Annotated in this window: 27 protein-coding genes; 11 read left to right on the top strand and 16 right to left on the bottom strand. The window is 62.0% G+C overall.

Translation table 11 applies throughout. The features are described 5' to 3' along the window. Positions 1-14: 14 nt before the first annotated feature. The 3 genes from M1D99_RS09515 to rloA are packed head-to-tail and all read right to left on the bottom strand — an operon-like array spanning position 15 to position 3,075. Complete coding sequence (locus M1D99_RS09515) at positions 15-1,001, bottom strand: alpha-L-glutamate ligase-like protein (protein WP_186709677.1); 987 nt, start codon at positions 999-1,001, stop codon at positions 15-17. Then, positions 1,001-2,533, bottom strand: a complete 1,533-nt coding sequence (rloB, locus tag M1D99_RS09520) for an osmotic stress tolerance membrane protein RloB (protein WP_458131679.1) — start codon at positions 2,531-2,533, stop codon at positions 1,001-1,003. Before rloB ends, M1D99_RS09515 begins: the two co-directional genes overlap by 1 nt. Before the next feature lie 5 nt (positions 2,534-2,538). Next, positions 2,539-3,075 (bottom strand): retropepsin-like aspartic peptidase RloA, encoded by a 537-nt coding sequence (gene rloA, locus M1D99_RS09525; protein WP_434574866.1) that lies wholly within the window; start codon positions 3,073-3,075, stop codon positions 2,539-2,541. A gap of 284 nt (positions 3,076-3,359) precedes the next feature. Here rloA and M1D99_RS09530 point away from each other — a divergent pair, with 284 nt between their 5' ends. The 5 genes from M1D99_RS09530 (at position 3,360) to prpF (ending at position 10,244) form a co-directional block, all read left to right on the top strand. Continuing rightward, positions 3,360-4,073 carry a GntR family transcriptional regulator gene (locus M1D99_RS09530; RefSeq protein WP_053186063.1) on the top strand — a complete coding sequence of 238 codons (714 nt, stop codon included), beginning with the start codon at positions 3,360-3,362 and terminating at the stop codon, positions 4,071-4,073. Continuing rightward, the gene (gene prpB, locus M1D99_RS09535) at positions 4,070-4,960 is read left to right on the top strand and encodes a methylisocitrate lyase (RefSeq protein ID WP_458131680.1); all 891 of its coding nucleotides are present in this window, start codon (positions 4,070-4,072) and stop codon (positions 4,958-4,960) included. Before M1D99_RS09530 ends, prpB begins: the two co-directional genes overlap by 4 nt. 119 nt (positions 4,961-5,079) lie before the next feature. Continuing rightward, positions 5,080-6,207, top strand: a complete 1,128-nt coding sequence (gene prpC, locus M1D99_RS09540; RefSeq protein WP_458131681.1) for a bifunctional 2-methylcitrate synthase/citrate synthase — start codon at positions 5,080-5,082, stop codon at positions 6,205-6,207. Between the two features lie 201 nt (positions 6,208-6,408). Continuing rightward, a complete protein-coding gene (gene acnD / locus M1D99_RS09545; RefSeq protein ID WP_458131682.1) occupies positions 6,409-9,000 on the top strand; it encodes a Fe/S-dependent 2-methylisocitrate dehydratase AcnD in 2,592 nt (863 codons plus the stop codon). A gap of 53 nt (positions 9,001-9,053) precedes the next feature. Continuing rightward, positions 9,054-10,244 (top strand): 2-methylaconitate cis-trans isomerase PrpF, encoded by a 1,191-nt coding sequence (gene prpF / locus M1D99_RS09550; protein WP_458131683.1) that lies wholly within the window; start codon positions 9,054-9,056, stop codon positions 10,242-10,244. Positions 10,245-11,064: 820 nt separating this feature from the next. Here prpF and M1D99_RS09555 read toward each other — a convergent pair. The 10 genes from M1D99_RS09555 to soxR all read right to left on the bottom strand — a co-directional run bounded on the left by M1D99_RS09555 (position 11,065) and on the right by soxR (position 18,452). Then, the gene (locus M1D99_RS09555) at positions 11,065-11,958 is read right to left on the bottom strand and encodes a metal ABC transporter substrate-binding protein (protein ID WP_186730985.1); all 894 of its coding nucleotides are present in this window, start codon (positions 11,956-11,958) and stop codon (positions 11,065-11,067) included. Next, on the bottom strand, positions 11,959-12,858 hold the full coding sequence (locus M1D99_RS09560) for a metal ABC transporter permease (RefSeq protein WP_014339414.1): 900 nt from the start codon (positions 12,856-12,858) through the stop codon (positions 11,959-11,961). It abuts the gene before it with no gap. Beyond that, the gene (locus tag M1D99_RS09565; RefSeq protein WP_458131684.1) at positions 12,855-13,610 is read right to left on the bottom strand and encodes a metal ABC transporter ATP-binding protein; all 756 of its coding nucleotides are present in this window, start codon (positions 13,608-13,610) and stop codon (positions 12,855-12,857) included. The genes M1D99_RS09560 and M1D99_RS09565 overlap by 4 nt, the downstream gene beginning before the upstream one ends. After that, positions 13,607-14,536 (bottom strand): metal ABC transporter substrate-binding protein, encoded by a 930-nt coding sequence (locus M1D99_RS09570; protein WP_053123647.1) that lies wholly within the window; start codon positions 14,534-14,536, stop codon positions 13,607-13,609. The genes M1D99_RS09565 and M1D99_RS09570 overlap by 4 nt, the downstream gene beginning before the upstream one ends. A 35-nt stretch (positions 14,537-14,571) precedes the next feature. Then, positions 14,572-15,147 (bottom strand): DUF6162 family protein, encoded by a 576-nt coding sequence (locus M1D99_RS09575; RefSeq protein ID WP_434574873.1) that lies wholly within the window; start codon positions 15,145-15,147, stop codon positions 14,572-14,574. Further along, complete coding sequence (locus M1D99_RS09580) at positions 15,144-15,470, bottom strand: hypothetical protein (protein WP_186709646.1); 327 nt, start codon at positions 15,468-15,470, stop codon at positions 15,144-15,146. The genes M1D99_RS09575 and M1D99_RS09580 overlap by 4 nt, the downstream gene beginning before the upstream one ends. After that, positions 15,467-16,009, bottom strand: a complete 543-nt coding sequence (locus tag M1D99_RS09585; RefSeq protein ID WP_186709644.1) for a thiamine pyrophosphate-binding protein — start codon at positions 16,007-16,009, stop codon at positions 15,467-15,469. Before M1D99_RS09585 ends, M1D99_RS09580 begins: the two co-directional genes overlap by 4 nt. Next, complete coding sequence (locus M1D99_RS09590; RefSeq protein WP_434574877.1) at positions 16,006-17,220, bottom strand: PepSY-associated TM helix domain-containing protein; 1,215 nt, start codon at positions 17,218-17,220, stop codon at positions 16,006-16,008. The genes M1D99_RS09585 and M1D99_RS09590 overlap by 4 nt, the downstream gene beginning before the upstream one ends. 216 nt (positions 17,221-17,436) lie before the next feature. Further along, positions 17,437-17,895 carry a VOC family protein gene (locus M1D99_RS09595; protein ID WP_186730980.1) on the bottom strand — a complete coding sequence of 153 codons (459 nt, stop codon included), beginning with the start codon at positions 17,893-17,895 and terminating at the stop codon, positions 17,437-17,439. Positions 17,896-17,999: 104 nt separating this feature from the next. After that, entirely contained in the window at positions 18,000-18,452 is a 453-nt protein-coding gene (soxR, locus tag M1D99_RS09600; RefSeq protein WP_446534673.1) for a redox-sensitive transcriptional activator SoxR, read from the bottom strand. A gap of 96 nt (positions 18,453-18,548) precedes the next feature. Here soxR and M1D99_RS09605 point away from each other — a divergent pair, with 96 nt between their 5' ends. The 5 genes from M1D99_RS09605 to M1D99_RS09625 all read left to right on the top strand — a co-directional run bounded on the left by M1D99_RS09605 (position 18,549) and on the right by M1D99_RS09625 (position 23,195). Then, positions 18,549-18,914 carry an antibiotic biosynthesis monooxygenase gene (locus M1D99_RS09605; protein ID WP_186709636.1) on the top strand — a complete coding sequence of 122 codons (366 nt, stop codon included), beginning with the start codon at positions 18,549-18,551 and terminating at the stop codon, positions 18,912-18,914. A gap of 116 nt (positions 18,915-19,030) precedes the next feature. Continuing rightward, positions 19,031-19,297 (top strand): hypothetical protein, encoded by a 267-nt coding sequence (locus tag M1D99_RS09610; protein ID WP_122568696.1) that lies wholly within the window; start codon positions 19,031-19,033, stop codon positions 19,295-19,297. Positions 19,298-19,400: 103 nt separating this feature from the next. Beyond that, positions 19,401-20,015 (top strand): LysE family translocator, encoded by a 615-nt coding sequence (locus tag M1D99_RS09615; RefSeq protein ID WP_053123629.1) that lies wholly within the window; start codon positions 19,401-19,403, stop codon positions 20,013-20,015. A gap of 159 nt (positions 20,016-20,174) precedes the next feature. After that, positions 20,175-21,341, top strand: coding sequence for a cysteine desulfurase family protein (locus tag M1D99_RS09620; RefSeq protein WP_186730978.1), 1,167 nt, complete (start codon positions 20,175-20,177; stop codon positions 21,339-21,341). Between the two features lie 45 nt (positions 21,342-21,386). Then, positions 21,387-23,195 carry an aminopeptidase P family protein gene (locus M1D99_RS09625; RefSeq protein ID WP_434574884.1) on the top strand — a complete coding sequence of 603 codons (1,809 nt, stop codon included), beginning with the start codon at positions 21,387-21,389 and terminating at the stop codon, positions 23,193-23,195. Between the two features lie 9 nt (positions 23,196-23,204). Here the strand turns inward: M1D99_RS09625 and M1D99_RS09630 are convergent, their stop codons facing one another. Both M1D99_RS09630 and M1D99_RS09635 read right to left on the bottom strand, forming a co-directional pair. Further along, on the bottom strand, positions 23,205-23,795 hold the full coding sequence (locus tag M1D99_RS09630) for a 2-hydroxychromene-2-carboxylate isomerase (protein WP_458131685.1): 591 nt from the start codon (positions 23,793-23,795) through the stop codon (positions 23,205-23,207). Positions 23,796-23,829: 34 nt separating this feature from the next. Continuing rightward, positions 23,830-24,558: an SDR family oxidoreductase gene (locus tag M1D99_RS09635; protein ID WP_458131686.1), complete on the bottom strand. Its 729-nt coding sequence runs from the start codon at positions 24,556-24,558 to the stop codon at positions 23,830-23,832. A gap of 89 nt (positions 24,559-24,647) precedes the next feature. Between M1D99_RS09635 and M1D99_RS09640 the strand changes: the two genes are divergently transcribed. After that, complete coding sequence (locus M1D99_RS09640) at positions 24,648-25,217, top strand: TetR/AcrR family transcriptional regulator (RefSeq protein ID WP_434574890.1); 570 nt, start codon at positions 24,648-24,650, stop codon at positions 25,215-25,217. Between the two features lie 6 nt (positions 25,218-25,223). On the opposite strand, the gene M1D99_RS09645 is transcribed toward M1D99_RS09640, so the two are convergent. Further along, complete coding sequence (locus M1D99_RS09645) at positions 25,224-25,505, bottom strand: hypothetical protein (protein WP_014337379.1); 282 nt, start codon at positions 25,503-25,505, stop codon at positions 25,224-25,226. Between the last annotated feature and the right edge of the window lie 6 nt (positions 25,506-25,511).

Consider the following 25,511-nt stretch of genomic DNA (forward strand, 5'->3'; position numbering starts at 1 on the left):
TTTCATCCTCAGCTTCACCCCTCAACCGGCGGAATATGCCCAAACAACTCCTGGGCAAACGCCACGCGCTCTTGCGCGGTTTCGATAACGCCGCGGGCCTGGAGTTCTTCCAGGCGGGCTTCCACCGCGTGGGTGCGCAAGGTCAGGCCGCAATCGTTGGCGATCTGGATGTTCAGGCCCGGGCGGGCGTTCAGCTCCAGGATCAACGGCCCTTTCTCCTGGTCCAGCACCATGTCGACGCCGATGTAGCCCAGCCCGCACAGTTCATAGCAACCGGCGGCCAGTTTCATGAAGCCGTCCCAGTAGGGCAGTTGCACGCCGTCCACCGCGTTGGTGGTGTCGGGGTGTTTGGTGATGATGTTGTTCAGCCAGGTGCCGCGCAGGGTCAGGCCGGTGGCGAGGTCGACGCCCACGCCGATGGCGCCCTGGTGCAGGTTGGCCTTGCCGCCGGACTGACGGGTCGGCAAGCGCAGCATGGCCATCACCGGATAGCCCATCAGCACGATGATGCGGATGTCCGGCACGCCTTCGTAGCTGATGCTCTTGAAGATCTGGTCCGGCGTCACGCGGTACTCGATCAGCGCCCGGTCACGGTGACCGCCCAAGGAATACAGGCCAGTGAGGATGCTGGAGACATGGTGCTCGATCTCCTCATGGCTGATGATCTTGCCGGACACCGTGCGGTAGCGACCTTCGAAGCGGTCGGCGATGACGATGATGCCGTCGCCGCCCGCGCCCTGGGCTGGCTTGATGACGAAGTCGGTGCGCCCGCCGATGATCTCGTCGAGCTTGTCGATTTCCTTCTCGGTGGAGATCACCCCGTACAGCTCCGGCACATGGATGCCGGCGGCGATGGCCCGTTCCTTGGTTATGATCTTGTCATCGACGATGGGGTACAGGCTGCGCTTGTTGTACTTGAGCACGTAGTCGGCATTACGCCGGTTGATGCCCATGATGCCCCGGGCCTCCAGGGCCTTCCAAGTCTTCCAGAAGCCGAACATCAGGAGTCTGCCTTGAGGAAGGCCTTGAACCGCACCAACTCGGTCAGGCGGTAGCCGCGATAACGACCCATGGCCAGCATGAAGCCCACCAGGATCAGCAGGATCGCCGGGAAGGTGAACACGAAGTAGACCAGTTCCGGCACGCTCATGATCAGGTGCGCCAGGGACGCGGCGAACAGGGTGCCAATGGCGACTTTCATCGCGTGGCCGGCGCCGCGCTCTTCCCAGGTGATGGACAGGCGTTCGATGGTCATGGTCAGGATCACCATTGGGAACAGCGCCACCGACAAGCCGCGCTCCAGGCCCAGCTTATGGCTGAACAGGCTGATGGCGGCGATCAGCACCACCACGAACGTCAGCACCACCGAGAGCCTCGGCAGCATTTGCAGCTTGAGGTGCTCCAGGTACGAACGCAGCGACAGGCCCAGGGTGGTGATCACCGTGAACAGGATGATGCCGAAGCCCAGTTGGGTTTCGCGGAAGGCCAGGGCGATCAGCACCGGGGTGAAGGTCCCCAGGGTTTGCAGGCCGATCAGGTTGCGCAGCACCAGGATCACCAGCACACCAATCGGGATCATCACCATGATCATGAAGGTTTGCTGGGTCTGCAGCGGCAGGCCATAGAGGGAATATTCGAGGAAGTTGGCGTCGGTGTTCTCGTCCGTCAGCTTGGCCAGGCGAATGGCGTTCATTTCGCTGTTGTTCATGCTGAAGGTGACGGTGGCTTTCTTGCCGCCATCGACGGTGATCAGGTTTTCATCGCCGGTCCACCACAGCAGGCGGTCGGTGGGCAGGCCCTGTTCGCCGGAGTCCGGGTTGAAATACAGCCAGTCGGTGCCGTTGAAACTGCGCAGCCACAACTCAGGTGTCTGCGGTTGGTCGGCCACCAGGCGGATGGTGTGGACCTTTTCCACCGGCACGTGGGCGATGGACAGCACCAATTCGACGATGCGCGCCTTGTTGGCCGACGAAGGGTCACCGGCCAGCAACAGCTTGACGTTGTCGTCGTTGAGGTTGTTGACCCGCTTGATCGCTTCGCTGATGAATGTCTCGACGTCGGCCGAGTGCTGGCGGATCGGTGCGAGCAGGGCTTCGGCGGCGAGTTTTTCCGGGCCTTCGACGGCGATGCTGTCGCGGAAGGTCGGGCCCTTGACCTTGGTTTTCTCGGCGCTGTAGCGCTTGGTCAGCACCAGGCGGTAATACAGGGTCTGGTTGCCCTTGGCGCGACGGGCCGACCAGGTCACCTTGCGGTTGCCGTCGACCCGGTTCACCGCCACACCGTAGTTATTGGAAATGAAACTCTCGTTGAGGCTCACGTAGTCACGGCTCAGGGGCGGCACGAACATCTGGATCTTCACCGGATCCTTGGCGTTGGGCATGAACTCGACCTTGGCGTCGATGTTCCACAAGTCGTCGGTGGCGTCTTCGGTGACCGGGATGCCGAGCACGAAAATCTGATAGGCCGTTACCGACAGGCCCAGCACCACCAGGATGGCGATCAGCATTTTCAGATGGAGGGTAAGGGAGCGCATTGGAATTACTCTGCGGTTTGAGCGGCATTGGCGCAGGCGGGTTTGCCGGCAGCGTATTTAAGACTGGGGTCGACCAGCGCGTCGAAGCGCTTGAGCGCCTCGGAACCGATCAGCAACGGGTATTGGAAGGCGCTGCGGTCGGTCAGGTTCACTTCGATGCTGCGCAGGGCCGAGCCCATGCAGATGTCCAGTTCGATGACCGGCCGGGCCGTGTATTTCTTGCCTTCATCCGGGTCGTAGTCACCGGCGCGGCGCTTGATCTTGCTGACCCGGGCCAGCGGACGTTCGATGGGGTGCGAGTGGGCCGCGTCGATGGCCAGGTAAAAGCGCACCCAGGATTCGCCCTTGCGCTTGAAGCGCTTGATGTCCCGGGCACTGAGTGAGGCGGTCTTGGCGCCGGTGTCCAGCTTGGCGGCGACCTCCAGGTCGATGCCCTGCAGGGCGGCATATTCGTTGAGGCCGTACACGGTTTTTTCACCCGCCACGGCAAGCCCCGGCAGGCACATGAAATAGAAAGCAGCAGATAAGGGCTTGAGTGTCATAGATCCTGGTGCGCAGCGTTCCGTTTATCGGTTCAGGCCCTGGCATTGCTGCACAAGCTCCCTAGGCAGCCTTTCTCTATAAAAGGAGAGCGGCGAATAACCGCGGCATTCTAGCACGGTGGTTTTCTGACGCCACCGCTGGCCGGACGCTACGAGTCTCTTCATGCAGCAGGGTTATCGCTAAGGCGTTTATTAGACGATTGTCGACAATGTTGATTTTTGTTTTGACGCTAAGGGCGATATTGGTTAGTTTTTGCCGTATTGATTTTCAAGGTGTCGACAATATGCTCGATCAGCTCGAAACCCCGGTGATGGTTCAGGACGACTCGGAGACCCTGTCCGAGAACGTCTTCCGGCGTATCCAGGCCGCCATCGTCAAGGGCGAGATCGCCCCCGGCAGCAAGATCTCCGAGCCCGAGCTGGCGCGCACCTACGGCATCAGCCGCGGGCCGCTGCGCGAGGCCATTCACCGCCTGGAAGGCCAGCGCCTGCTGGTACGGGTGCCCCACGTCGGTGCCCGGGTGGTCTCGCTGAGCCACGCCGAGCTGCTGGAACTCTACGAGATCCGTGAATCCCTCGAAGGCATGGCCTGCCGCCTGGCGGCCGAACGCATGACCCTGGAAGAAATCGACGAACTGCGCCGGGTCCTGGAGACCCACGAGCGCGATGCGGCGTTCCAGGCCGGGGTCGGTTACTACCAGCAGGAAGGCGATTTCGACTTTCATTACCGGATCATCCAGGGCAGCGGCAACCGCACCCTGACGCAGATGCTGTGCGGCGAGCTATACCAATTGGTGCGCATGTACCGCATCCAGTTTTCCACCACGCCCAACCGTCCGCGCCAGGCCTTTGCCGAGCATCACCGGATTCTCGACGCCATCGCCGACCGTGACGGCGAACTGGCTGAATTATTGATGCGCCGGCACATCGGCGCTTCCAAACGCAATATCGCGCGTCATTTCCAGGACAGCGCCGCCACTGAACGAGGTGAGTCATGAGTTCCAGCAAGAGCACGCCAGGCCAGCGTTTCCGCGATGCGGTCGCCAACGAGCATCCGCTGCAAGTGGTCGGCACGATCAACGCCAACCACGCGCTGCTGGCCAAACGCGCCGGTTTCAAGGCGATCTACCTGTCGGGTGGCGGTGTGGCGGCCGGTTCCCTCGGCGTGCCGGACCTGGGCATCACCGGCCTGGATGACGTGCTGACCGATGTGCGTCGCATCACCGACGTGTGCGACCTGCCGCTGCTGGTGGACGTGGACACCGGTTTCGGCTCCTCGGCGTTCAACGTGGCGCGCACGGTCAAGTCGATGATCAAGTTCGGCGCGGCGGCGATCCATATTGAGGACCAGGTTGGCGCCAAGCGTTGCGGCCACCGTCCGAACAAGGAAATCGTCTCCCAGCAGGAGATGGTCGACCGCATCAAGGCCGCCGTCGACGCCCGTACCGATGACAGTTTCGTGATCATGGCCCGTACCGATGCCCTGGCGGTGGAAGGCTTGGAATCGGCCCTGGACCGCGCCGCCGCGTGCATCGAGGCCGGTGCCGACATGATTTTCCCCGAAGCCATCACCGAACTTGAAATGTACAAGCTGTTCGCCAGCCGCGTGAAAGCGCCGATCCTGGCCAACATCACCGAATTCGGCGCGACACCGCTGTACACCACCGAACAGCTGGGCGGAGCCGACGTGTCCCTGGTGCTGTACCCGTTGTCGGCCTTCCGGGCCATGAACAAGGCGGCCGAAAACGTCTACACCGCGATTCGCCGCGACGGCACGCAACAGAATGTCATCGACACCATGCAGACCCGCATGGAGCTTTACGATCGCATCGACTACCACACCTTCGAGCAGAAGCTCGATGCGTTGTTCGCGGCGAAAAAATGAACAGATCGCAGCCTCGCTTCGCTCGGCAGCTCCTCGTAGGAGCTGTGTAGGAGCTGTCGAGTGCAACGAGGCTGCGATCTTTTTCCAATCTCTACAAATCTAAAAAATGGAGACAGCCAATGGCCGAAGCAAAAGTACTCAGTGGCGCCGGGCTCCGTGGCCAGGTGGCCGGGCAAACCGCCTTGTCCACTGTGGGCCAATCGGGCGCCGGCCTGACCTATCGCGGCTACGACGTTCGCGACCTGGCGGCAGATGCGCAATTTGAAGAAGTCGCCTACCTGCTGCTGTACGGCGAGCTGCCGACCCAGGCCCAGTTGGACGCCTACACCGGTAAACTGCGCCAGTTGCGCGATTTGCCCCAAGCCTTGAAAGAAGTGCTGGAGCGCATTCCCGCCGACGCCCACCCGATGGACGTGATGCGCACCGGTTGCTCGTTCCTGGGCAACCTGGAACCCGAGCAGGATTTCTCCCAGCAGCACGACAAGACCGATCGCCTGCTGGCCGCGTTCCCGGCGATCATGTGCTATTGGTATCGCTTCAGCCACCAAGGCCAGCGCATCGACTGTGTGACCGACGAAGTGTCCATCGGCGGGCACTTCCTGCACCTGCTGCACGGCAAGAAACCGAGCGAGCTGCAGGTCAAGGTGATGAATGTCTCGCTGATCCTCTACGCCGAGCACGAATTCAACGCTTCGACCTTCACTGCCCGGGTCTGCGCCTCCACCTTGTCGGATCTGTTCTCCTGCATCACCGCCGCCATCGGTTCGCTGCGGGGCCCGTTGCATGGCGGGGCCAACGAAGCGGCGATGGAAATGATCGAGCGCTTCAGCTCGCCCCAGGATGCTATCGAAGGCACCCTCGGCATGCTGGCGCGCAAGGACAAGATCATGGGCTTCGGCCACGCGATCTATAAGGACAACGACCCGCGCAACGAGGTGATCAAGGGCTGGTCGAAAAAACTCGCTGACGAAGTGGGCGACACGGTGCTGTTCCCGGTCTCCGAAGCCATCGACAAGACCATGTGGGAGCAGAAAAAACTGTTCCCCAACGCCGATTTCTACCATGCCTCGGCGTACCACTTCATGGGCATCCCGACCAAGTTGTTTACGCCGATCTTCGTTTGCTCGCGCCTGACCGGCTGGGCCGCCCACGTGTTCGAACAACGCGCCAACAATCGCATCATCCGACCGAGCGCCGAGTACACCGGCGTCGAACAGCGCAAGTTCGTGCCAATCGAACGACGCTGAGCTGGAGGGTTCTAGCCGCCGGAACTGAAGGAACCGAAAACCCCTTGTGGGAGCGGGCTTGCTCGCGAAGACGGACTGACATTCAACATTGATGTCGGCTGATACACCGCATTCGCGAGCAAGCCCGCTCCCACAGGGGAATGTGTTGACTTCAATGGTTGCGCCAACCCTTCTGAAACCACCGTGACCCGAGTCCTGACGATGAACACAGAATTTCGCAAACCGCTGCCCGGCACTTCGCTGGATTATTTCGACGTTCGCGGGGCAGTGGAGGCCATCCGCCCCGGCGCCTATGACGGCCTGCCGTATACCTCCCGCGTGCTGGCGGAAAACCTGGTGCGGCGCTGCGACCCGGCCACGCTGCGCGAGTCGCTGCTGCAACTGATCGAGCGCAAGCGCGACCTGGACTTCCCGTGGTTCCCGGCGCGCGTGGTGTGCCATGACATCCTCGGCCAGACTGCCCTGGTGGACCTCGCCGGTTTGCGTGACGCCATCGCCTTGCAGGGTGGCGACCCGGCGCAGGTCAACCCGGTGGTGCCGACGCAACTGATCGTCGACCATTCCCTGGCGGTGGAAAGCGGTGGTTCCGACCCGCAAGCCTTCGCCAAGAACCGCGCCATCGAAGACCGCCGCAACGAAGACCGCTTCCACTTCATCAACTGGACCAAGAAAGCCTTCAAGAACGTCGATGTGATTCCGCCGGGCAACGGGATCATGCACCAGATCAACCTGGAAAAAATGTCGCCGGTGATCCAGCAGCGTGACGGCGTGGCCTTCCCCGACACCTGCGTCGGCACCGACAGCCACACGCCCCACGTCGATGCCCTGGGCGTGATCGCCATCGGCGTCGGTGGCCTGGAAGCCGAGAGCGTCATGCTCGGTCGCGCCTCGTGGATGCGCCTGCCGGAAATCGTCGGCGTCGAGCTGGCCGGCAAGCTGCAACCGGGCATTACCGCCACCGACATGGTGCTGGCGCTGACCGAGTTCCTGCGCAAGCAGAAAGTCGTCGGGGCGTGGCTGGAGTTCTTCGGCGAAGGCGCCAGCGCCCTGACCTTGGGCGACCGCGCGACCATCTCCAACATGGCCCCGGAATACGGCGCCACGGCGGCGATGTTCCATATCGATCAACAGACGATCGATTACCTGAAGCTCACCGGCCGCGAAGACACCCAGGTGCAGTTGGTGGAAACCTATGCCAAGCACGTGGGCCTGTGGGCCCATAGCCTCAAGGGCGCGCAATACGAGCGTGGCCTGACCTTCGACCTATCGTCGGTGGTGCGCAACATGGCAGGTCCCAGCAACCCCCACGCCCGTGTCGCGGTGTCGGACCTGGCCGCCAAAGGCATCTCCGGCCGGTGGGACGATGTGCCCGGACAAATGCCCGACGGCGCGGTGATCATCGCCGCGATCACCAGTTGCACCAACACCAGCAACCCGCGCAACGTGATCGCCGCCGGCCTGCTGGCGCGCAACGCCAACCGCCTGGGCCTGGCCCGCAAGCCGTGGGTCAAGTCGTCCCTGGCGCCGGGTTCGAAAACCGTGGCGTTGTACCTGGATGAAGCCGGCCTGACGTCCGAACTCGAGAAGCTGGGCTTCGGCGTGGTGGCGTTCGCCTGCACCACCTGCAACGGCATGTCCGGCGCGCTGGACCCGGTGATCCAACAGGAAATCATCGATCGCGACCTGTACGCCACTGCGGTGTTGTCGGGCAACCGCAACTTTGACGGGCGTATCCATCCGTACGCCAAGCAGGCGTTCCTGGCCTCGCCGCCGCTGGTGGTCGCGTATGCCATCGCCGGGACCATTCGTTTCGACATCGAGAAGGATGTGCTGGGCGTGGTGGACGGTCGGGAAATCCGTCTCAAGGATATCTGGCCGAGCGACGAAGAAATCGACGCGGTGGTCAAGGCCTCGGTGAAACCGGAGCAGTTCCGCCAGGTGTACATCCCGATGTTCGCCATCCAGGAAGACACCGGGCCGAAAGTGACGCCGCTGTACGAATGGCGTTCACAAAGCACCTACATCCGTCGCCCGCCGTATTGGGAAGGCGCGCTGGCCGGTGCGCGACCGCTCAAGGGCATGCGCCCGCTGGCGGTGCTGCCAGACAACATCACCACTGATCACCTGTCGCCGTCCAACGCCATCATGCTGGACAGCGCCGCCGGTGAATACCTGGCGAAAATGGGCTTGCCGGAAGAGGACTTCAACTCCTACGCAACCCACCGCGGCGACCACCTGACCGCGCAGCGCGCCACTTTCGCCAACCCGAAACTGTTCAACGAAATGGTCGTTGAGGACGGTAAGGTCAAGCAGGGTTCCCTGGCCCGGGTCGAGCCGGAAGGCAAGGTCATGCGCATGTGGGAGGCCATCGAGACCTACATGGAGCGCAAGCAGCCGCTGATCATCATCGCCGGTGCCGACTATGGCCAGGGTTCGTCCCGGGACTGGGCGGCCAAGGGCGTGCGCCTGGCGGGTGTCGAGGCGATCGCGGCCGAAGGGTTCGAGCGCATCCACCGCACCAACCTGGTGGGCATGGGCGTGTTGCCGTTGGAGTTCAAGCCCGGTACCGATCGCAAGATCCTGGGCATCGACGGCAGCGAAATCTATGACGTGATCGGCGAGCGCACCCCGCGGGCGACGCTGACCCTGGTCATCACTCGCAAGAACGGCGAGCGCGTCGAAGTGCCAGTGACCTGCCGCCTCGATACCGCCGAAGAAGTGTCGATCTACGAAGCCGGGGGCGTGCTGCAACGTTTTGCCCAGGACTTCCTTGAGTCGGCGGTGGCCGTTTAAATCGCTTGGGTGGCCCTTTTCCGGCCACCCGTTTTTTCAGGAGTTGGAGCACCATGGCTCACTCGCCTCAAATCAAGATCCCCGCGACCTACATGCGTGGCGGCACCAGCAAAGGCGTGTTCTTCAGCCTGCAAGACCTGCCCGAAGCGGCCCGCGTCCCTGGCCCGGCCCGGGACGCCCTTCTGCTGCGGGTGATCGGCAGCCCTGACCCGTACGAGAAGCAGATCGATGGCATGGGCGGCGCGACCTCCAGCACCAGCAAGACGGTGATCCTGTCCAAGAGCACCCGGGCCGAGCACGATGTCGATTACCTGTTCGGCCAGGTGTCCATCGATAAACCGTTCGTGGACTGGAGCGGCAACTGCGGCAACCTGTCGGCGGCGGTGGGGTCGTTTGCCGTTAGCCGTGGCTTGGTGGAGCCCGACCGTATTCCGCACAACGGCGTGGCCGTGGTGCGGATCTGGCAGGCCAACATCGGCAAGACCATCATCGCCCATGTGCCGATCACCGAGGGCGCGGTGCAGGAAACCGGTGACTTTGAACTCGACGGCGTGACCTTTCCGGCGGCCGAAGTGCAGTTGGAATTCATGGACCCGGCGGCCGAGGAAGAGGGCGGTGGCGGCTCAATGTTCCCGACCGGCCATTTGGTGGATGATTTGGAAGTGCCCGGTGTCGGCCCTTTGAAGGCGACGCTGATCAACGCCGGGATCCCGACGATTTTCATCAATGCTCGCGATGTGGGCTACGCCGGCACCGAGTTGCAAGGTGCTATCAATGGCGATCCCAAGGCGTTGGCGATGTTCGAAACCATCCGCGCCCACGGTGCCTTGCGCATGGGCTTGATCAAGCACCTGGACGAAGCCGCCCAGCGCCAGCACACACCGAAAGTGGCATTCGTCGCACCGCCGGCGGATTACCTTTCTTCCAGCGGCAAAGGCGTGGCGGCGGGTGACGTTGATCTATTGGTACGAGCGCTGTCCATGGGCAAGCTGCACCACGCCATGATGGGCACGGCAGCGGTGGCCATCGGCACGGCCGCGGCGATTTCCGGCACTCTGGTGAATCTCGCGGCGGGGGGCATCGAGCGCAACGCCGTGCGCTTCGGTCATCCGTCCGGTACCTTGCGCGTCGGCGCCGAGGCCAGCCAGGTCAACGGCGAATGGACCGTGAAAAAAGCCATCATGAGCCGCAGTGCGCGGGTGTTGATGGAAGGGTTCGTGCGGGTGCCGGGGGATGCTTTCTAACTCAATACTTCAGGAATAACCAAAACCTGTGGGAGCGAGCCTGCTCGCGATGGCGGTGTATCAGTCGACGCCAATGTTGAATGCGCCGACCCTTTCGCGAGCAAGCCCGCTCCCACAGTGGATTTGTGGTGAACACAGAATCTTCGAACATCCACGATCAAACCTGTGGGAGCGGGCTTGCTCGCGATGGCGGTGTATCAGTCGACGCCAATGTTGAATGCGCCGACCTCATCGCGAGCAGGCTCGCTCCCACAGTGGATTTGTGGTGAACACAGAATCTTCGAACATCCACGATCAAACCTGTGGGAGCGAGCCTGCTCGCGATGGCGGTGTATCAGTCGACGCCAATGTTGAATGTGCCGTCCCTTTCGCGAGCAAGCCCGCTCCCACAGTGGATTTGTGGTGAACACAGAATCTTCGAACATCCACGATCAAACCTGTGGGAGCGGGCTTGCTCGCGATGGCGGTGGATCAGTCGACGCCAATGTTGAATGTGCCGACCCTTTCGCGAGCAAGCCCGCTCCCACAGTGGATTTGTGGTGAACACAGAATCTTCGAACATCCACGACAAACCTGTGGGAGCGGGCTTGCTCGCGAAAGCGGTGTGTCAGTCCACATCAATGTTGAATGCGCCGGCCCTTTCGCGAGCAAGCCCGCTCCCACAGTGGATTGGTGGTGAACACAGAATCTTCGAACATCCACGACAAACCTGTGGGAGCGGGCTTGCTCGCGAAAGCGGTGTGTCAGTCCACATCAATGTTGAATGCGCCGACCCCATCGCGAGCAGGCTCGCTCCCACAGGTTGATCGTATTTCTTCCGTCAGTTCGCCGTCAGTGCGGTGACCACCAGCCCAACATTGCTTTCCAGCTCGGCCACCGGATCGGGCCCGTCGGTGCTCAACACCAGCAGTTGGCTACCTCCTTCGGTAATGGCGGCCTTCAGCGCATCCGAGGGCTGGCGGTGATGCAGCACCAGCGCCACGTCGTTGTCTTTCAATGTCGCACTCAACTGCTTGAGGGCTTCGGCTGTCCACTCGGCGTCGGGTCGGGTGTCGGTGCTGATGGCGTCCAGGTTGAGTCCGCTGATCAGGTAGCCGAAATGCTCGCTCAGGCTGACCACGCTCAAGTTATCGGCGCTGGCGAGGCGTTTTTCGCTGTCGGCGCTGAGTTTGAGCAGGCGCTGCTTGAGGGCCGCCAGGTTGGCGTCGATTTTCGATTTGTCCGCCGGGGCCAGGCGCACCAGGTCGGCGGCGATCACGTCGGCCATGCGCCCCAGGTTATGGCTGGCCATCCATGGTTGGCTTGCCAGGCCGTCAGCCATGCCCGGTTGCACGGCGATACCGGGCAGGGCGCCGTCCACCGGGCGCGCGGCATCGACTTCGACGATGCGGATATTGCTGCGTCGGGCCATGGGGTACAGCGGATCGTCCGGCCACAGCGAGCGCAGGCCGATCACCCCGTCGGCATTGCTGGCCAGTTTGCTCAAGGCCGGTGCTCCCCGGCCGCTGAAGTAGGCGCTCTGGCGGGTGCCGGGCAGATTGTCGGGCGCGGCCCGCTCCAGGCTGACCTCGGTGCCCTTGAGCAAGGCCTCGCTCAACCCATAGGTGACCGGCAGCGATGCCAGCAGACGGACCTTTTCGTCGGCGAATGACGAGGTGACGGCCACGCCGCACAACGCGACGGCCAGGGTCAGTTGTCGCAATGAAAAAACCATTTATCCAAGATTCCCTTTGAGGCTGGGGACGACACCACGGGCGATGGCGCTCAGGGCGAAGGCGATGCCGGCCACCAGGATGATCGCGGCACCGGACGGGATCGGCAGGTCGAACACAATCGGCGCGAGGATCCCGCACAAGGTACTGACGGTGGCGATCAGCACCGAACACCAGAAGAAGCCTTTCAATGATTGGCTGAGCAAGCGCGCCGCCGCAGCGGGAATCACCAGCAACGCGCCCACTAGGATGGCACCGATGACTTTCACCGCCGCCACGGTGATCAACGTCACCAGGACCACGAACAGGTAGTCCAGGGTCTTGACCGCCACCCCGCGTACCGCCGCCAATTGCGGGTTGAAGCTGGCGAGCATGATGCGGTTGTACAGCGGCAAGGCCAGGGCCATCACCAACGAGCCGACCACGGCCAGTACCAGCAGGTCGTTGCCATTGACCGTCAGCACCGAGCCGAACAGCACGTTCTCCAGGATGTGCACGTTGATCTTGCCCGCCAGGATCAGCAGCAGGCTGGCCCCCAGGGCCAGGGACACCGACAGGAACACGCCGATCAGCGTATCGGGCGCCAGGCCGGTGCGGTTGCGCAGGTAATTGAGCAGGATGCCGAACAACAGGCAGTAGCCGAACAGGCTACCGTAAGGCCCGGTGTAGGGTTCACCGAGCAGGATACCAATGGCCACGCCAGTCAGCGCCGCATGGCCCACGGCCTCGGAGAAAAACGCGAAGCGCTTGACCACCACCAGCGTGCCGAGGCCGCCCAGTACCGGGCCGATCAACAGCCCGGCCAGCAATGCATTGACCACGAAACCGTAGGCCAGCGCTTCAGGCAAGTAACCGGCCGATGCCCAGCCCTGGACCATCAAACGAAAGGCTTCATAACTCATCGGGCCGCGCTCCCGTTCGTGCGTGGATGGGTGGAAAACAGCGTCAGCAGCCGCTCCGGGGTCAGGGTCTGGCGTGGCGGGCCGTCGAACAGCACCCGGCGATTCAGTCCCGTGACGCGGTCGGCCAGGCGCCCGACGGCTTCCAGGTCATGTTCGATCCACAGCACGGTAATCCCGGCCTGGCGCCAGTCCTGCAGCAACCGTTCGAACACTTGGATGCCGGCCTCGTCCAGGGCTGACATCGGTTCATCCAGCACCAGCAGTTGTGGCGAGGGAATCAGCCCTTGGGCCAGCAATACCCGTTGCCGCTCGCCGCCGGACAGCGCACCCATGCGCCGCTTGCGCTTGTCTTGCATGCCGACCCGCTCCAGGGCCTGGCCAATGGCGCCAGCGTAGTGCTTGCTCAAGCCAAGAAAAGCGGGGCGCCGCTGACACATGGCCGCCATGAAATCGTCCACCGTCATCGGCAGGCCCCGGTCGAATTCCAGCGCCTGGGGCACGTAGCCGATCACCCCGGGTTCGCCCGGCCATTGCAGGCTCAAGCGGCCCTGGTGCGGCATCTGCCCCAACAAGGTCTTGATCAGCGAGCTCTTGCCGCCGCCATTAGGGCCGACCAGAGCATGAATGCTGCCGGGCTCCACCTGGAAGGCGACGTTATCGAGAATGGTGGTGCGGCCCAGGTTCAGGCTGACCTCGGCGAACGCAATCAAGGGACCCGCGCGGTGCAGGGTGAGGGGTTCCTGGACAGTCATGCGCCGGACTCCTGGATCGCCCGGACCACGGTGTCGAGGTTGCCGGCCATTTCCTTTTCGTACTTCTCGGCACTGTAGTCGCCGTAGGAAATGTGCGAGAGCGGGTACAGCTTCACGCCCGATTCACGCTGGATGGTGTCGACGTAGGTGGAAGGGAAATCCATCTCCGAGAAGATCACCTTCACGTCCAGCTCGCGCAATTGATCGATGGTTTTCTTCAATTGGCTGGGGCTCGGCTCGATGCCATGGGCCGGCTCGACCACGGCAGTCACTTCCAAGCCGAATTCGCGCAGCAGATAGTCGTAGGCGGCATGCACCGTGGCGACCCGCAATTCGGCATTGGGGGCCTGGGTCAGTTTCGCCAGGGCGGCGGCGCGCATCTGCCGCAGGCGCTTGCCGTAGGCGCGAGCGTTCTGGGTGTACGCCTTGGCATTGTCCGGGTCGAGCTTGCCCAACTCCCGGGCAATGTTATTGACCTGGGCGATAGAGGCGCTGATGGACAGGAAGGTGTGCGGGTTCACCACCTTGCCCGCGCCTCGGGCGGCGGTGCCGGTGGCGGCCAGCAGGGGCACGTTCTCGTTGGCCTCGATGACCTTCACGTTCGGGGTTTCGCTGGCGGCGATCATGCGGTCGGCGAAATCGTCGTGACCGACGCCGTTTAGCACGATCACGTCGAGGCCGCCGATACGCTTGATGTCTTCGGCCCGGGGCTCATAGGCGTGGGGGTTGAAACCGGCCGGGATCAGCGGCACGACCTCGGCCTTGTCGCCGACGATGTTGGCCACGTAGCTGTAATACGGGTGCAAGGTGATACCGATGCGCAGGCGCTTGGCTGTTTCGGCGCTCACCGGCGAGGTGAACAGGCAGGCCAGCAGGCCGATCAACAGCAGGCGCAGCAAGGGTCGGCGTTGGGATGCAATAGGCATGGGCAAACGGTCTTCTCTCGAATGAAGGCGTGGGGTCAGTGCCGGTGCTGGCGGGTTACGCCGGCATCGTATTGCGCGACGATCTGTCGCCAGCCAGCGGCGGACAAAGCCGCGTCGTCCAGGGTGGTGGGCGTCGCGAGGTCCGTGCCGCGGTTGAGCCAGATGTCCGGGGCGGCGTCGGACGCTTCGCCGATGCGCATCAGAAACGAACCGGCCACGGACGAATTGGCACTGGCGCCGAAGTAGGCCTGGTCCTGCAGTTGTTGCCAGGCATGGCCGCCGCGGCTGACGGAACTGGCGTCCTGGGCGAACGGCGCAAAGCCTTCCTCGGCCAGGGTTTGCGGGGCGGGCAGGGTATGTTGGTCTTCGCGCAGCAAGCGGATTTCATCCAGGGTCACCCGCAGGTCGGCATAGATACCTTGCTCGGCGGCGCTGAGATCGCGGCGGGCGTCGAGTTGGTTCGAGGCCAGGTGAGGGGCCTCTTCGGCTTTGCCATGCCACGCCACCACGGACCCGGCCACCAGCACGATGACCAGGCACAGCAACAACACATACAGGGTTTCATGACCCGCGCCGGCGGGACGGATGACTTGAGTCGTGGCGTTGCTCATGGGGCCTCGATGTCGGCTTGGTCGATTTCCACCACGTGGCCGGGGCCGGCGTCGAAGAGTACGTAGAATTCAGCGTTCGGTTTCTTGAAGGTCAGCTTCGAGTCGGCGCCGAGCTTGCCCGGGACGAGGATGGTTTCGTCATAACCGATCACGTCGAGGGTCACCCCCGGCGCACCGCTGCCGTCGGAAAAACCACCGGTGCATTGGATCTGCTCGGCGTCGATGGCCTTGCACTCGCACATCGGGTTGTGGGCCAGGACGCTGGTGCTTGCGCCCGCGCATAACAGCAGCGCCAGGCCCTTGGATAAGGCGCGAAGGGTCATGGTTTGGCTCCTTGATTCTTCAGCCAGGCAACAGTGGCCGGGGAGGCCTGGCTCAGGGGGATGGAAGCCTGATGCATCGAACCGTCCCAACCCTCCAGGGTTATCCACAGTTCGGCGTCGGGCTGGGTCTTTGCCGGGACTGGCAACAAGGCACCCATACGGTAGGGCGAGCCGAAGAAAATCACCCCGGCGGCCCTAAGGCTGCGAGGTTTGCCGATGCGCAGGTAGGTGGCCTTGACCTGGCCGATACAGCTTTGGCACAGGGCCGCGTTGAAGTGTTTCATGGGCCCGGCAGGCCCTTGGACGCGTGGGGCTTCGTTGCGAAATTCCGCCAGGCGCAGGCTCCAGGGGCCGACCTGGACTTCGCCGACTTCCCGCTCGCCCAGCCCGGCATCACCGCGGAACAGCGCGGCTTCGGAGAGGTATTTGGGCATGAACCCCAGGGGGATCAGCAGCAACAGCACGTTGAGGTGGAAGCGCCATTTATGCCAGAACAGGCTCAGGCGCGACGGTGATGAAGCGGCATTGGATGGGTTCACAGGCTGCCCTCCGACGATTCGCGGTGGACGGACGGCTGCAATGCCTGCGTGAGGCGGGCGCCACGGGTAGGTTTCTGGCTACGCTTGAAGGCATTGGCGGTGGCCAGGGCCGTGCGTTTGGTCCAGATCAGCAGCCCGCTGAGGACCATCATGCTCATGATCAAACCGAAGAAAAACCAGATGAGCTTGATCCAGAGGCCGCCAAAATCCCCGGTGTGCAAGGGCCGCATGGATTCGGTGACGAACTCCAGGGTCGTGCGATCGGACAGCAGCCGCGAGGCGGCCACGTCACCGTTGTAGGGGTTGATGGTGGCAGTCTGGAACATCAGCGGATACCAGCCGCGACCGCCGATTTCCAGATGGCTGTAGGCATTGGCGGGCAGGCTGATGAAACTTGCTTCCAGTCCCGGGATGCGTTGCTGGGCGATCTCGATGGCTCGGTCCAGGTTCAACAGCGGGGGGGGCAGGCCGTCGACGGATAACGGCACGTTTTCACGGGCCACCACCGGGATGACCGGTTCGCTGGAAATGGAGATCTGGTTGTCGCCCAGCAAGGCCTGGATCAGGAACCAGGTGCCGGTGACGGAGATGACCGCGATGAACCAGATCGACCAGATCCCGCTGAGCCGGTGGAAATCACCCCAGAAAATCCGCGCGCCATGGCGAATTCGCAGGGTCGGACGCAAGAAGCCTTTCCAGAAACGCTTGTAGACCACCAGCCCGGTCACCAGGGACGCGAGCAACGGCAGGCCCAGGAACGACACCAGGTACCAGCCCCAGCTGTAGCCGTTGGTGAACGGCACCAGCCACCAGCCATGCAGGGCGCGGGTGAAGGCCTGGAAGTTGAACGTCGGCGCCGAGCCCTGGATGGCGCCGCTGTACGGGTTGACGTAGACCGTGTCGGGACGTCCGTCAGGGTAGGTCACGCCGACTTCCAGGGCAAAATGCGACTCGTCCGGGCGAATGATTCTTTGCACCTGGGTTTGCGGCTGGGCCTGCTTGATCGCGCTGATGATCTGGTCGTAGCTGAGCAGCGCGGCATCGTCCGACGGCTTGCTGGCGCGCATCTCAGGGTTGACGAGCCAGACGATCTCCTGGCTGACCACCGCCAGGGTGCCGGTGACGCAGACAATGAGCACGAAGAACCAGATGGGCAATGCCAGCCAGCTATGGACCAGGAACCAGAGTTTGGAGCGGGATTTCTTCGACATGATTGAGCGTCTTGATTCGATGAAAGGTTCCGTATTACGGGCTTCGTAACACCAGTGAACCCAAAAAGCAGGCCGTGGCTTTTGCCGACGCGGCCTGCTGCATCTAATTAAGACGAACGAGCGATCCCAATCCTGAAGGGAAAGATGAAAGAAAATGTTTCGTGTTTAGTTTTAGTACCTCTGTGGCCAGGAACTGAGCCCCCTGGCCACGGACGGTCAGCCTTGTTGAAACATCTCCCTGGCCCGTTGCTCGATTTGTTCCTGGCTCAGATCCTCTTTGTGTGTCGCCAGGAACCATAGATGCCCATAGGGATCCTTCAAGGTGCCGGTGCGATCCCCATAGAACTGGTCCTTGACCTCGGAAATCACCGTGCCGCCCGCGGCAATGGCCTGGGCGAATGCGCTGTCCACATCTTCGACATAGAGATGCAGGCCGACCGATGGCGATGTGTCCGGGTTACTCAGCGGGCCTTGATCGCAAGGCGTGCCGAGCATGATCGGATATCCGTTGATCCGCAGTTCGGCATGCCCGATGCCGCCATCGGGCATGGCCAGGCGCATGACCTCGGTGGCATTGAAGGCTTTTTTATAGAAGTCGATGGCTTCGGCGGCTTTTTGAATGCCAAGGTAAGGCGTGATGTTATGGAAACCTTCGGGAATAGCGTTGACGCCCATGACGTTTCTCCTTTTGTTATGGGAGGCGAAGAGAGTCTTCGTCGATTTGCGCCCCTCCACTATAGGCCTGCGAGCCTGAGTGGGCGTGGAGCCCGACGAACGCTTCAGGGCTGTTCCAGCAGATGGGCTCCCGGCCCGTGCTGGCCCAGCACATCGCCCTGATTGCGCAGCGGACACGCTTCCATCGACAGGCATCCGCAGCCAATGCAGCCGTTGAGTCGATCACGCAGCGCCATCAATTGGCTGATGCGCTCGTCCAGGTCCTGGCTCCACTGCGCCGACAAGGTCTGCCAGTCGGCGGCCGTTGGGGCACGGTTGTCCGGCAGTTTTTTCAACGCCTCGCCGATCTCCGCCAAGGGAATGCCCAGGCGCTGGGCGACCTTGATCAGTGCCACGCGGCGCAATACCGCCCGTGGATAACGACGTTGGTTGCCCTGATTGCGCGTGCTTTTGATCAGTCCCTTGGATTCGTAGAAGTGCAGGGCAGTCACCGCCACGCCGCTGCGGGCGGCCACTTGGCCGACGGTGAGTTCCTTGTGGACATCGATTTGCGCCATCGCCTCAATTCACTGCTTGACCTTGACTTAACTAGAGGTTTTACCCTGCACGCCTTCGGATCGCAAGATCCGCCTGACCTGCATAGGGGACCTTTCATGCAATCGCCAAGGAACAATCGCAGTTTCACCCAACTAATGGAATTCGACATCGAACCTCAATGGCAGCAGGCGCTGGTCACGGCCTTGTCGGAACAGACCGAGCGCCTGGCCCGGGACCACCAGGGTTTCCTGAGTGCGAGTATCCAGGCCAGCGAGGATGGTCGGCGCGTGCTCAACTATTTGCAGTGGCAAACCCGCGAGGCCGGCGAGGCGGCGCTTCGAAGCTTCGAAAGTGGCGACTCGGGTTTCTGGCGGCTGATCCAGGTTCATCGAGCCAAAGCCGTCACATTCGGCTCGTTCCAGGTGCTACGCAACATTGAGCGCAGCCTGGACAACGCGCTGCATTGCCAGTTGGTCGATTAAGCGCAACGGCTGATCCAAGTAGGCAATACCCACTATCGAGAGGGTTGATTTCTGCAGCGCAAGGCCGGCGGGTAGCCTTTGTTCATCGCCCAACTCCAGAACACCGGACACCTGCCATGAACCGTACCTTAGCTGTTTTGCTGCTGTTGACCGCCACCCTCTTGGGCGGCTGCGCCAGCTCCTCCCCGGAGCTGCGCCCCTACACCGCCGACGAGACTCGCGAGCTGGCCCTTGAAGCCTTGAATCGCCGAGGCCTTTCGTTCGAGGAGTACCACGCAAAGAAAGCCGAGCTGCTCGGCTCGTCACAGAAAAACGTGGGGTTCGACGATCAAGGCCAGATGAGCGCCGAGCAGGTCGTGCAACAGCCAGGTCGGTCAAGCTAAGGGACTGTACCGCTCAAAGTTTTGCCTAACTGTCCGTGGGTTTGGGCCAGGACGTGGGGTAGGGTCGTGACTTGACTGACCGCCCCTGATGGACTGACCTGACATGACCCTTTCGCTTGACCTGCTGCTGGGCTTCGCCCTGTTTGCCCTGGTGACTTCGATCACGCCCGGCCCTAACAACACCATGTTGTTGGCCTCGGGTGTCAATTTCGGTTTCAACCGCACCATTCCGCACATGCTGGGCATTACCTGCGGCTTCTTTTCCCTGGTGCTGGCGGTAGGCCTTGGCCTGGGTGCGGTGTTCCAGACTTATCCACTGCTCTATACCGCGCTGCGCTACATCGGTGCCGCATACCTGTTGTACCTGGCGTGGAAAATTGCCCACTCCGGTCCGGTTTCGGACAGCCAGCCGGGGAACAATACGCCGATCAGCTATTGGGGCGCCGCGGCGTTCCAATGGGTCAATCCCAAGGCCTGGATCATGGCCATCGGTGCCATCAGCACCTACACGCCACTCCAAGGCTACTTCTTCAATGTGCTGGTGATTGCGGCGGTGTTTGCCTTGATCAACCTGCCAAGCGTGAGCCTGTGGGTGGTGTGCGGCAGCCTGTTGCGCAACCTGTTGCGGGACCGTCGCTGGCTGCGCGTGTTCAACTGGGGCATGGCGCTGTTGCTGGTCGCTTCGATGTATCCGTTGTTGCTCGAAAGCATCAGTTGAGGGCTGAGCTTCGACGCGATGCCTGCTAAGCTCGCTGTTCAGGAGCGTTCCTACGCACTTTTAAATGAAGTCCGACTTCTTTAAGGTCTTTGATCAGGTATTGCTAGTCTCGAACCCAACGAGGGCGCCTGATCCCGGAGCAGGCTCTGCGAGTTTCCTATGAATAAACGTCCTTTGTATTTCGACTACGCCGCCACCACGCCGGTGGATGAGCGGGTCATCCGAGTCATGGTCGAGTGCCTGGGTTTTGACGGCAACTTCGGTAACCCAGCTTCCAGTTCCCACGCCTTCGGCCAGGAGGCCCGGCGCTCGGTGGAGCGTGCCCGCCAGCAGGTGGCGCAGTTGGTGGGGGCCCAGCCCGAACAGATCGTCTGGACGTCCGGCGCCACCGAATCCAACAACCTGGCCCTCAAGGGTGTGGCCCAGGCACGGGGTGCTTGCGCCGGCCACATCATCACCAGCCTGATCGAGCACAAGGCGATTCTCGATACGGCACGCCAACTCGAAGAGAGCGGCGTCGCGGTCACCTGGCTGGCGCCGGACGCCGAGGGGCTGGTCAGCCCACAGGCGGTTCGCGAGGCGTTGCGTGAAGACACGTTCCTGGTGTCGCTGATGCTGGTGAACAACGAACTGGGCACCGTCAACGACGTCATCGCCATCGGCGAGATCGTTCGCGAGCACGGTGCGTTGTTTCATGTGGACGCCGCCCAAGGCGCCGGCAAGGTACAGATCGACCTGTCCCGCTGGCCGGTGGACCTGATGTCTTTTTCCGCGCATAAAATCTACGGCCCCAAGGGCATCGGTGCGCTCTACGTCGGCGACCGTGCCCGGCCACGGCTGTCGGCGCAGATTCATGGCGGTGGTCATGAGGGCGGTTTGCGTTCCGGGACCCTGGCGACCCACCAGATTGCCGCCATGGGCGCCGCATTCGAATTGGCAGCCACGGCATTCGACGAAGAACTCGCTAAAGTCGCCCGATTGCGCAATCGTTTGCTCGAGCCGCTGCTGGCCTTGCCCGGAGTGTGTATAAACGGCAGTGCAAGCTGCCGGATTCCCCACACCCTGAGCCTGACGTTCAACGAAGGTGAGTTCAATCCGGCGACATTGGGCGCATCGATTGCGTTTTCCGCGACCTCGGCCTGCAATTCGGCGCAGAACACGCCGTCCCACGTGCTGCTGGCCCTGGGGCACGATGCCCGGGCGGCCGGGCGGACCATTCGCTTGAGCTTGGGGCGTTTTACCACCGAGCAGGATATCGATGAGGCGGTGCGGTTGATCAAGGCCGCGTGCGCGACTGCGCCGGCATTCTGGGCCACCACTCAATAAGCCGTCTTCGGCATCGAACAACAATTTCAATGAGCAGGAGAAACAATGAGCACCGAGCCTTTGCCCCATGGACTGGTTCCCCAGCGCCTGGCCCGAATCCGTCAACTGATGAGCCGAGAGGGCGTTCACGCATTGCTGGTGCCATCGGCCGACCCGCATCTGTCTGAATACCTGCCGGGTTATTGGCAGGGACGACAATGGTTGTCGGGGTTCCATGGTTCGGTGGGTACCTTGATCGTCACCGGCAGTTTCGCCGGTGTCTGGGCCGACAGCCGTTATTGGGAGCAGGCGACCAAGGAGCTGGAGGGCAGCGGTATCGAGTTGGTCAAGCTCATTCCGGGCCAGCCCGGTCCGCTGGACTGGCTGGCCGAACAAACGCCCGAGGGCGGGGTGGTCGCGGTCGATGGTGCAGTCATGGCCGTGGCCTCGGCCCGCACCTTGGGCGGCAAGCTCGCCGAACGCGGCGCGCGGTTGCGCACCGACATCGACCTGCTCAAGGAGGTCTGGGACGATCGCCCTAGTTTGCCGGATCAACCGGTCTATGCCCATTTGCCACCCCAGGCGACCGTCAGCCGCGTTGAAAAGCTCGCCAAGTTGCGCGAATCCCTCCAGGAGCGTGGTGCCGACTGGCATTTCATCGCCACGCTGGACGACATCGCCTGGTTGTTCAACCTGCGCGGTGCGGATGTGTCGTTCAACCCGGTGTTCGTCTCCTTTGCCTTGATTAGCCAGCAGCAGGCAACGCTGTTCGTGGCCCTGGACAAGGTTGACGCACCGTTGCGGGCCGTTCTGGCGCAGGACGGCGTGACCCTGCGTGATTACAGCGAAGCCGCCGCCGCGTTGCGTGAAGTGCCGGACGGCGCGAGCCTGCAGATCGATCCGGCGCGGGTGACGGTCGGTTTGCTGGATAACCTGGGCAGCGGCGTGAAGCTGGTCGAAGGCCTGAATCCAACGACGCTGGCTAAATCGCGCAAAAGCCTGGCCGACGCCGAGCACATCCGTCGCGCCATGGAGCAGGACGGCGCGGCGCTCTGTGAGTTTTTCGCCTGGCTGGAAGGGGCCTGGGGCCGCGAGCGCATCACCGAGCTGACCATCGACGAGCACCTGACCGCCGCCCGCACGCGCCGGCCAGACTTCGTCTCCCTGAGTTTCAACACCATCGCTGCCTTTAACGCCAACGGCGCGATGCCTCATTACCACGCGACGGAAGAAGCCCATGCGGTCATCGAAGGTGATGGCCTGTTGCTGATCGATTCCGGCGGCCAGTATTTGGGAGGCACCACGGACATCACCCGTATGGTGCCGGTCGGAACACCCACCGCTGAGCAGAAACGTGATTGCACGCGCGTGCTCAAGGGGGTGATTGCCCTGTCCCGGGCCAAATTTCCGCGGGGTATTCTTTCGCCCTTGCTCGATGCCATTGCTCGGGCGCCGATCTGGGCGGAGCAGGTCGATTACGGCCACGGCACCGGCCATGGCGTAGGCTATTTCCTCAATGTCCACGAAGGCCCGCAGGTGATTGCCTATCAAGCCGCTGCCGCGCCGCAAACGGCGATGCAGGCCGGGATGATCACCTCGATCGAACCGGGCACTTATCGTCCCGGCCGCTGGGGTGTGCGCATCGAGAACCTGGTGCTGAACCGCGAAGCCGGAAGCAGCGAGTTCGGTGAGTTCCTTGAGTTCGAAACCCTCACCCTGTGCCCGATCGACACCCGCTGCCTGGAACCTTCGCTGCTGACCCAGGATGAAAAAGACTGGTTCAACGCCTACCATGCCGAGGTTCAGCGTCGATTGAGCCCATTGCTGGACGGTGACGCACTGCAATGGCTCAACACCCGGACGATGGCGATCTGATCTATAGGATCAGGCGAGGGCTTCACGGACGAAGTCCAGCCGATCCTGGCCGAAAAACAGCTCGTCGCCGACAAACATGCTCGGGGCGCCAAATATGCCCCGGCCGATGGCTGCTTCGGTGGCGCTCTTGAGTGCTTGTTTAACGTGCTCGTCGCTCGTCAGGGCCAGCACGTAGTCGGCGTCGAAACCGCCTTCGTTCAGGACCGATGCGACAGTCGCCGGGTCATTGAGGTTGCGGGCGTCCACCCAAAAGGCGCGGAACAGGCAATCGACGAATACCTCGAAGCGTTCGGGGTGGCGCAGTTGCATGCCGGTCACTGCGCGCATCAGCAACAGTGTGTTGACGGGAAAGTGTGGATTGAACTGGAACGCGACGCCGTAGCGTTTGGCGAAGCGATTCAGATCCTTGAACAGGTAAGGGTTCTTGGCCGGCACTGTTGCCGGCGATGCGTTGCCGGTCGCCTTGAAGACGCCCCCCAATAACATCGGACGGTAGATCAACTGGCTGTTTGTCTGTGCACTCAGCGTTGGCAGCTGGGTGTAGGCCAGGTACGTGGTCGGACTGCCCAGATCGAAGTAAAACTCCACGGATTTGCTCATGGTAACTGTGCTCTTGTTGTTATGAGGGGAGGGGTTACCAGCGTTCGCTCCAAGGGCGCAGGTCCAGCTCGAAGGTCCAGGCGTCGCGGGGTTGGCTGTGCAGGTACCAATAATTGTCGGCAATGTGTTCGGGGTTCAGGATGCCGTCCTGATCCTTGGTGGCATACTTTTCCGGGAAATGATCGCGGATGAAGTCGGTGTCGATTGCGCCGTCCACCACCACATGAGCCACATGGATATTCAGCGGTCCAAGTTCACGGGCCATGCTTTGGGCCAGCGCCCGAATGCCATGCTTGGCCCCCGCGAATGCGGCGAACCCCGAAGCACCACGTAATCCCGCTGTTGCCCCTGTAAACAGGATTGTCCCGCGCTGGCGCTTGACCATGCGCTTGGCCACTTCCCGTGCGTTGAGAAAGCCTGAGAAGCAGGCCATTTCCCAGATCTTGAAATACTTGCGCGCGGTTTCTTCCAGGATGCTGCAGGGGACGTTGGCGCCGATGTTGAACACGAAGGCTTCGATCGGGCCGATCTGGTTCTCTATTTGCTCGATGAGTGCGATCACGTCGTCTTCTTTGCGTGCGTCACAGGCAAACCCGTGGGCTTCGCCGCCTTCGGCGCGGATGCGGTTGACCAGCGGCTCGAGTTTATCGGCGCTGCGACGGGTCACACAGGCCACGTAACCTTCCTGGGCGAAGCGTTTGGCAATCGCTCCGCCAGTGGCATCGCCTGCGCCAACAACCAGTACGACCTTCTTGTTATTCATGGTTAGCCTCATTGGTAAACGATCGTTAACTAAACGGACGTTATGCTAAGATCCGGCAAGCGTCAAGGTGAGCGATCAGGGGCAGGACCATGCGATATTCAGCCAATCACAAAATGGAAACCCGCGAGAAACTGCTGGCCAGCAGTGCCGTATCCGCCAAGAAATCAGGTTTCTCCACGGTCGGTGTCGATGGCCTGATGAAAGCGATCGGGTTGAGCGGCGGCGCGTTCTACAGCCACTTTTCATCCAAGGATGAGCTGTTCAAGGCCATTGTTGAGCGGGAACTGGCCCAAAGCCTCGACCGCTTGAGCGGCGACGGTGCCATGGACTCGATGAAACTGGAGCGCTGCCTCAAGCAATACTTGAGCATGAGCCATGTCGAGCAGCCCGAGGCAGGGTGTGCGTTGCCGGTACTGGGCGCTGAGATCGCACGATCGGATGTCCAAGTGAGGGAGGCGGCGCAAACGTGGATCTGTCGCTTGCACGAAAGTTGGGCACGAATATTGGGAAGCGACAGCCTGGCCTGGGCCATCCTGTCTCAATGCGTGGGAGCGTTGGTGGTTGCGCGGATGCTGGTCTCGCCGCAAGTCCAGCGTGACGTACTCAAGTCCAGCCATGAGGAAATCAGTCGTCGAATGGCCGACCAAGGGCTCGACTAAGGTCGCTTATTTGCAGATGACAATCATGCTGCGGCTGGTATAGCCGGCGGGATTGAGGCCGAAGGGATAGTCCCCGGGTTCTTCGACGGCGTCGCCGGACTTGGCAATGACCTTGTAACCCTTGGGAGCGCATGAGTTGGCGGCGCTGGCGGCGCACTGGTCCCAGGATGAGGACAGGCCGGAGCAGTTGATGTGCAGGCCTTTTTTGCCGCGCTTGACTTCAGTTTTCGATGTCGCCGCACAGCCCGCTACTGCCAGTACGGCGATCAGTATCAAAATTCGTTTCATTCCCGT

Source organism: Pseudomonas sp. R3-41 (assembly GCF_054161485.1).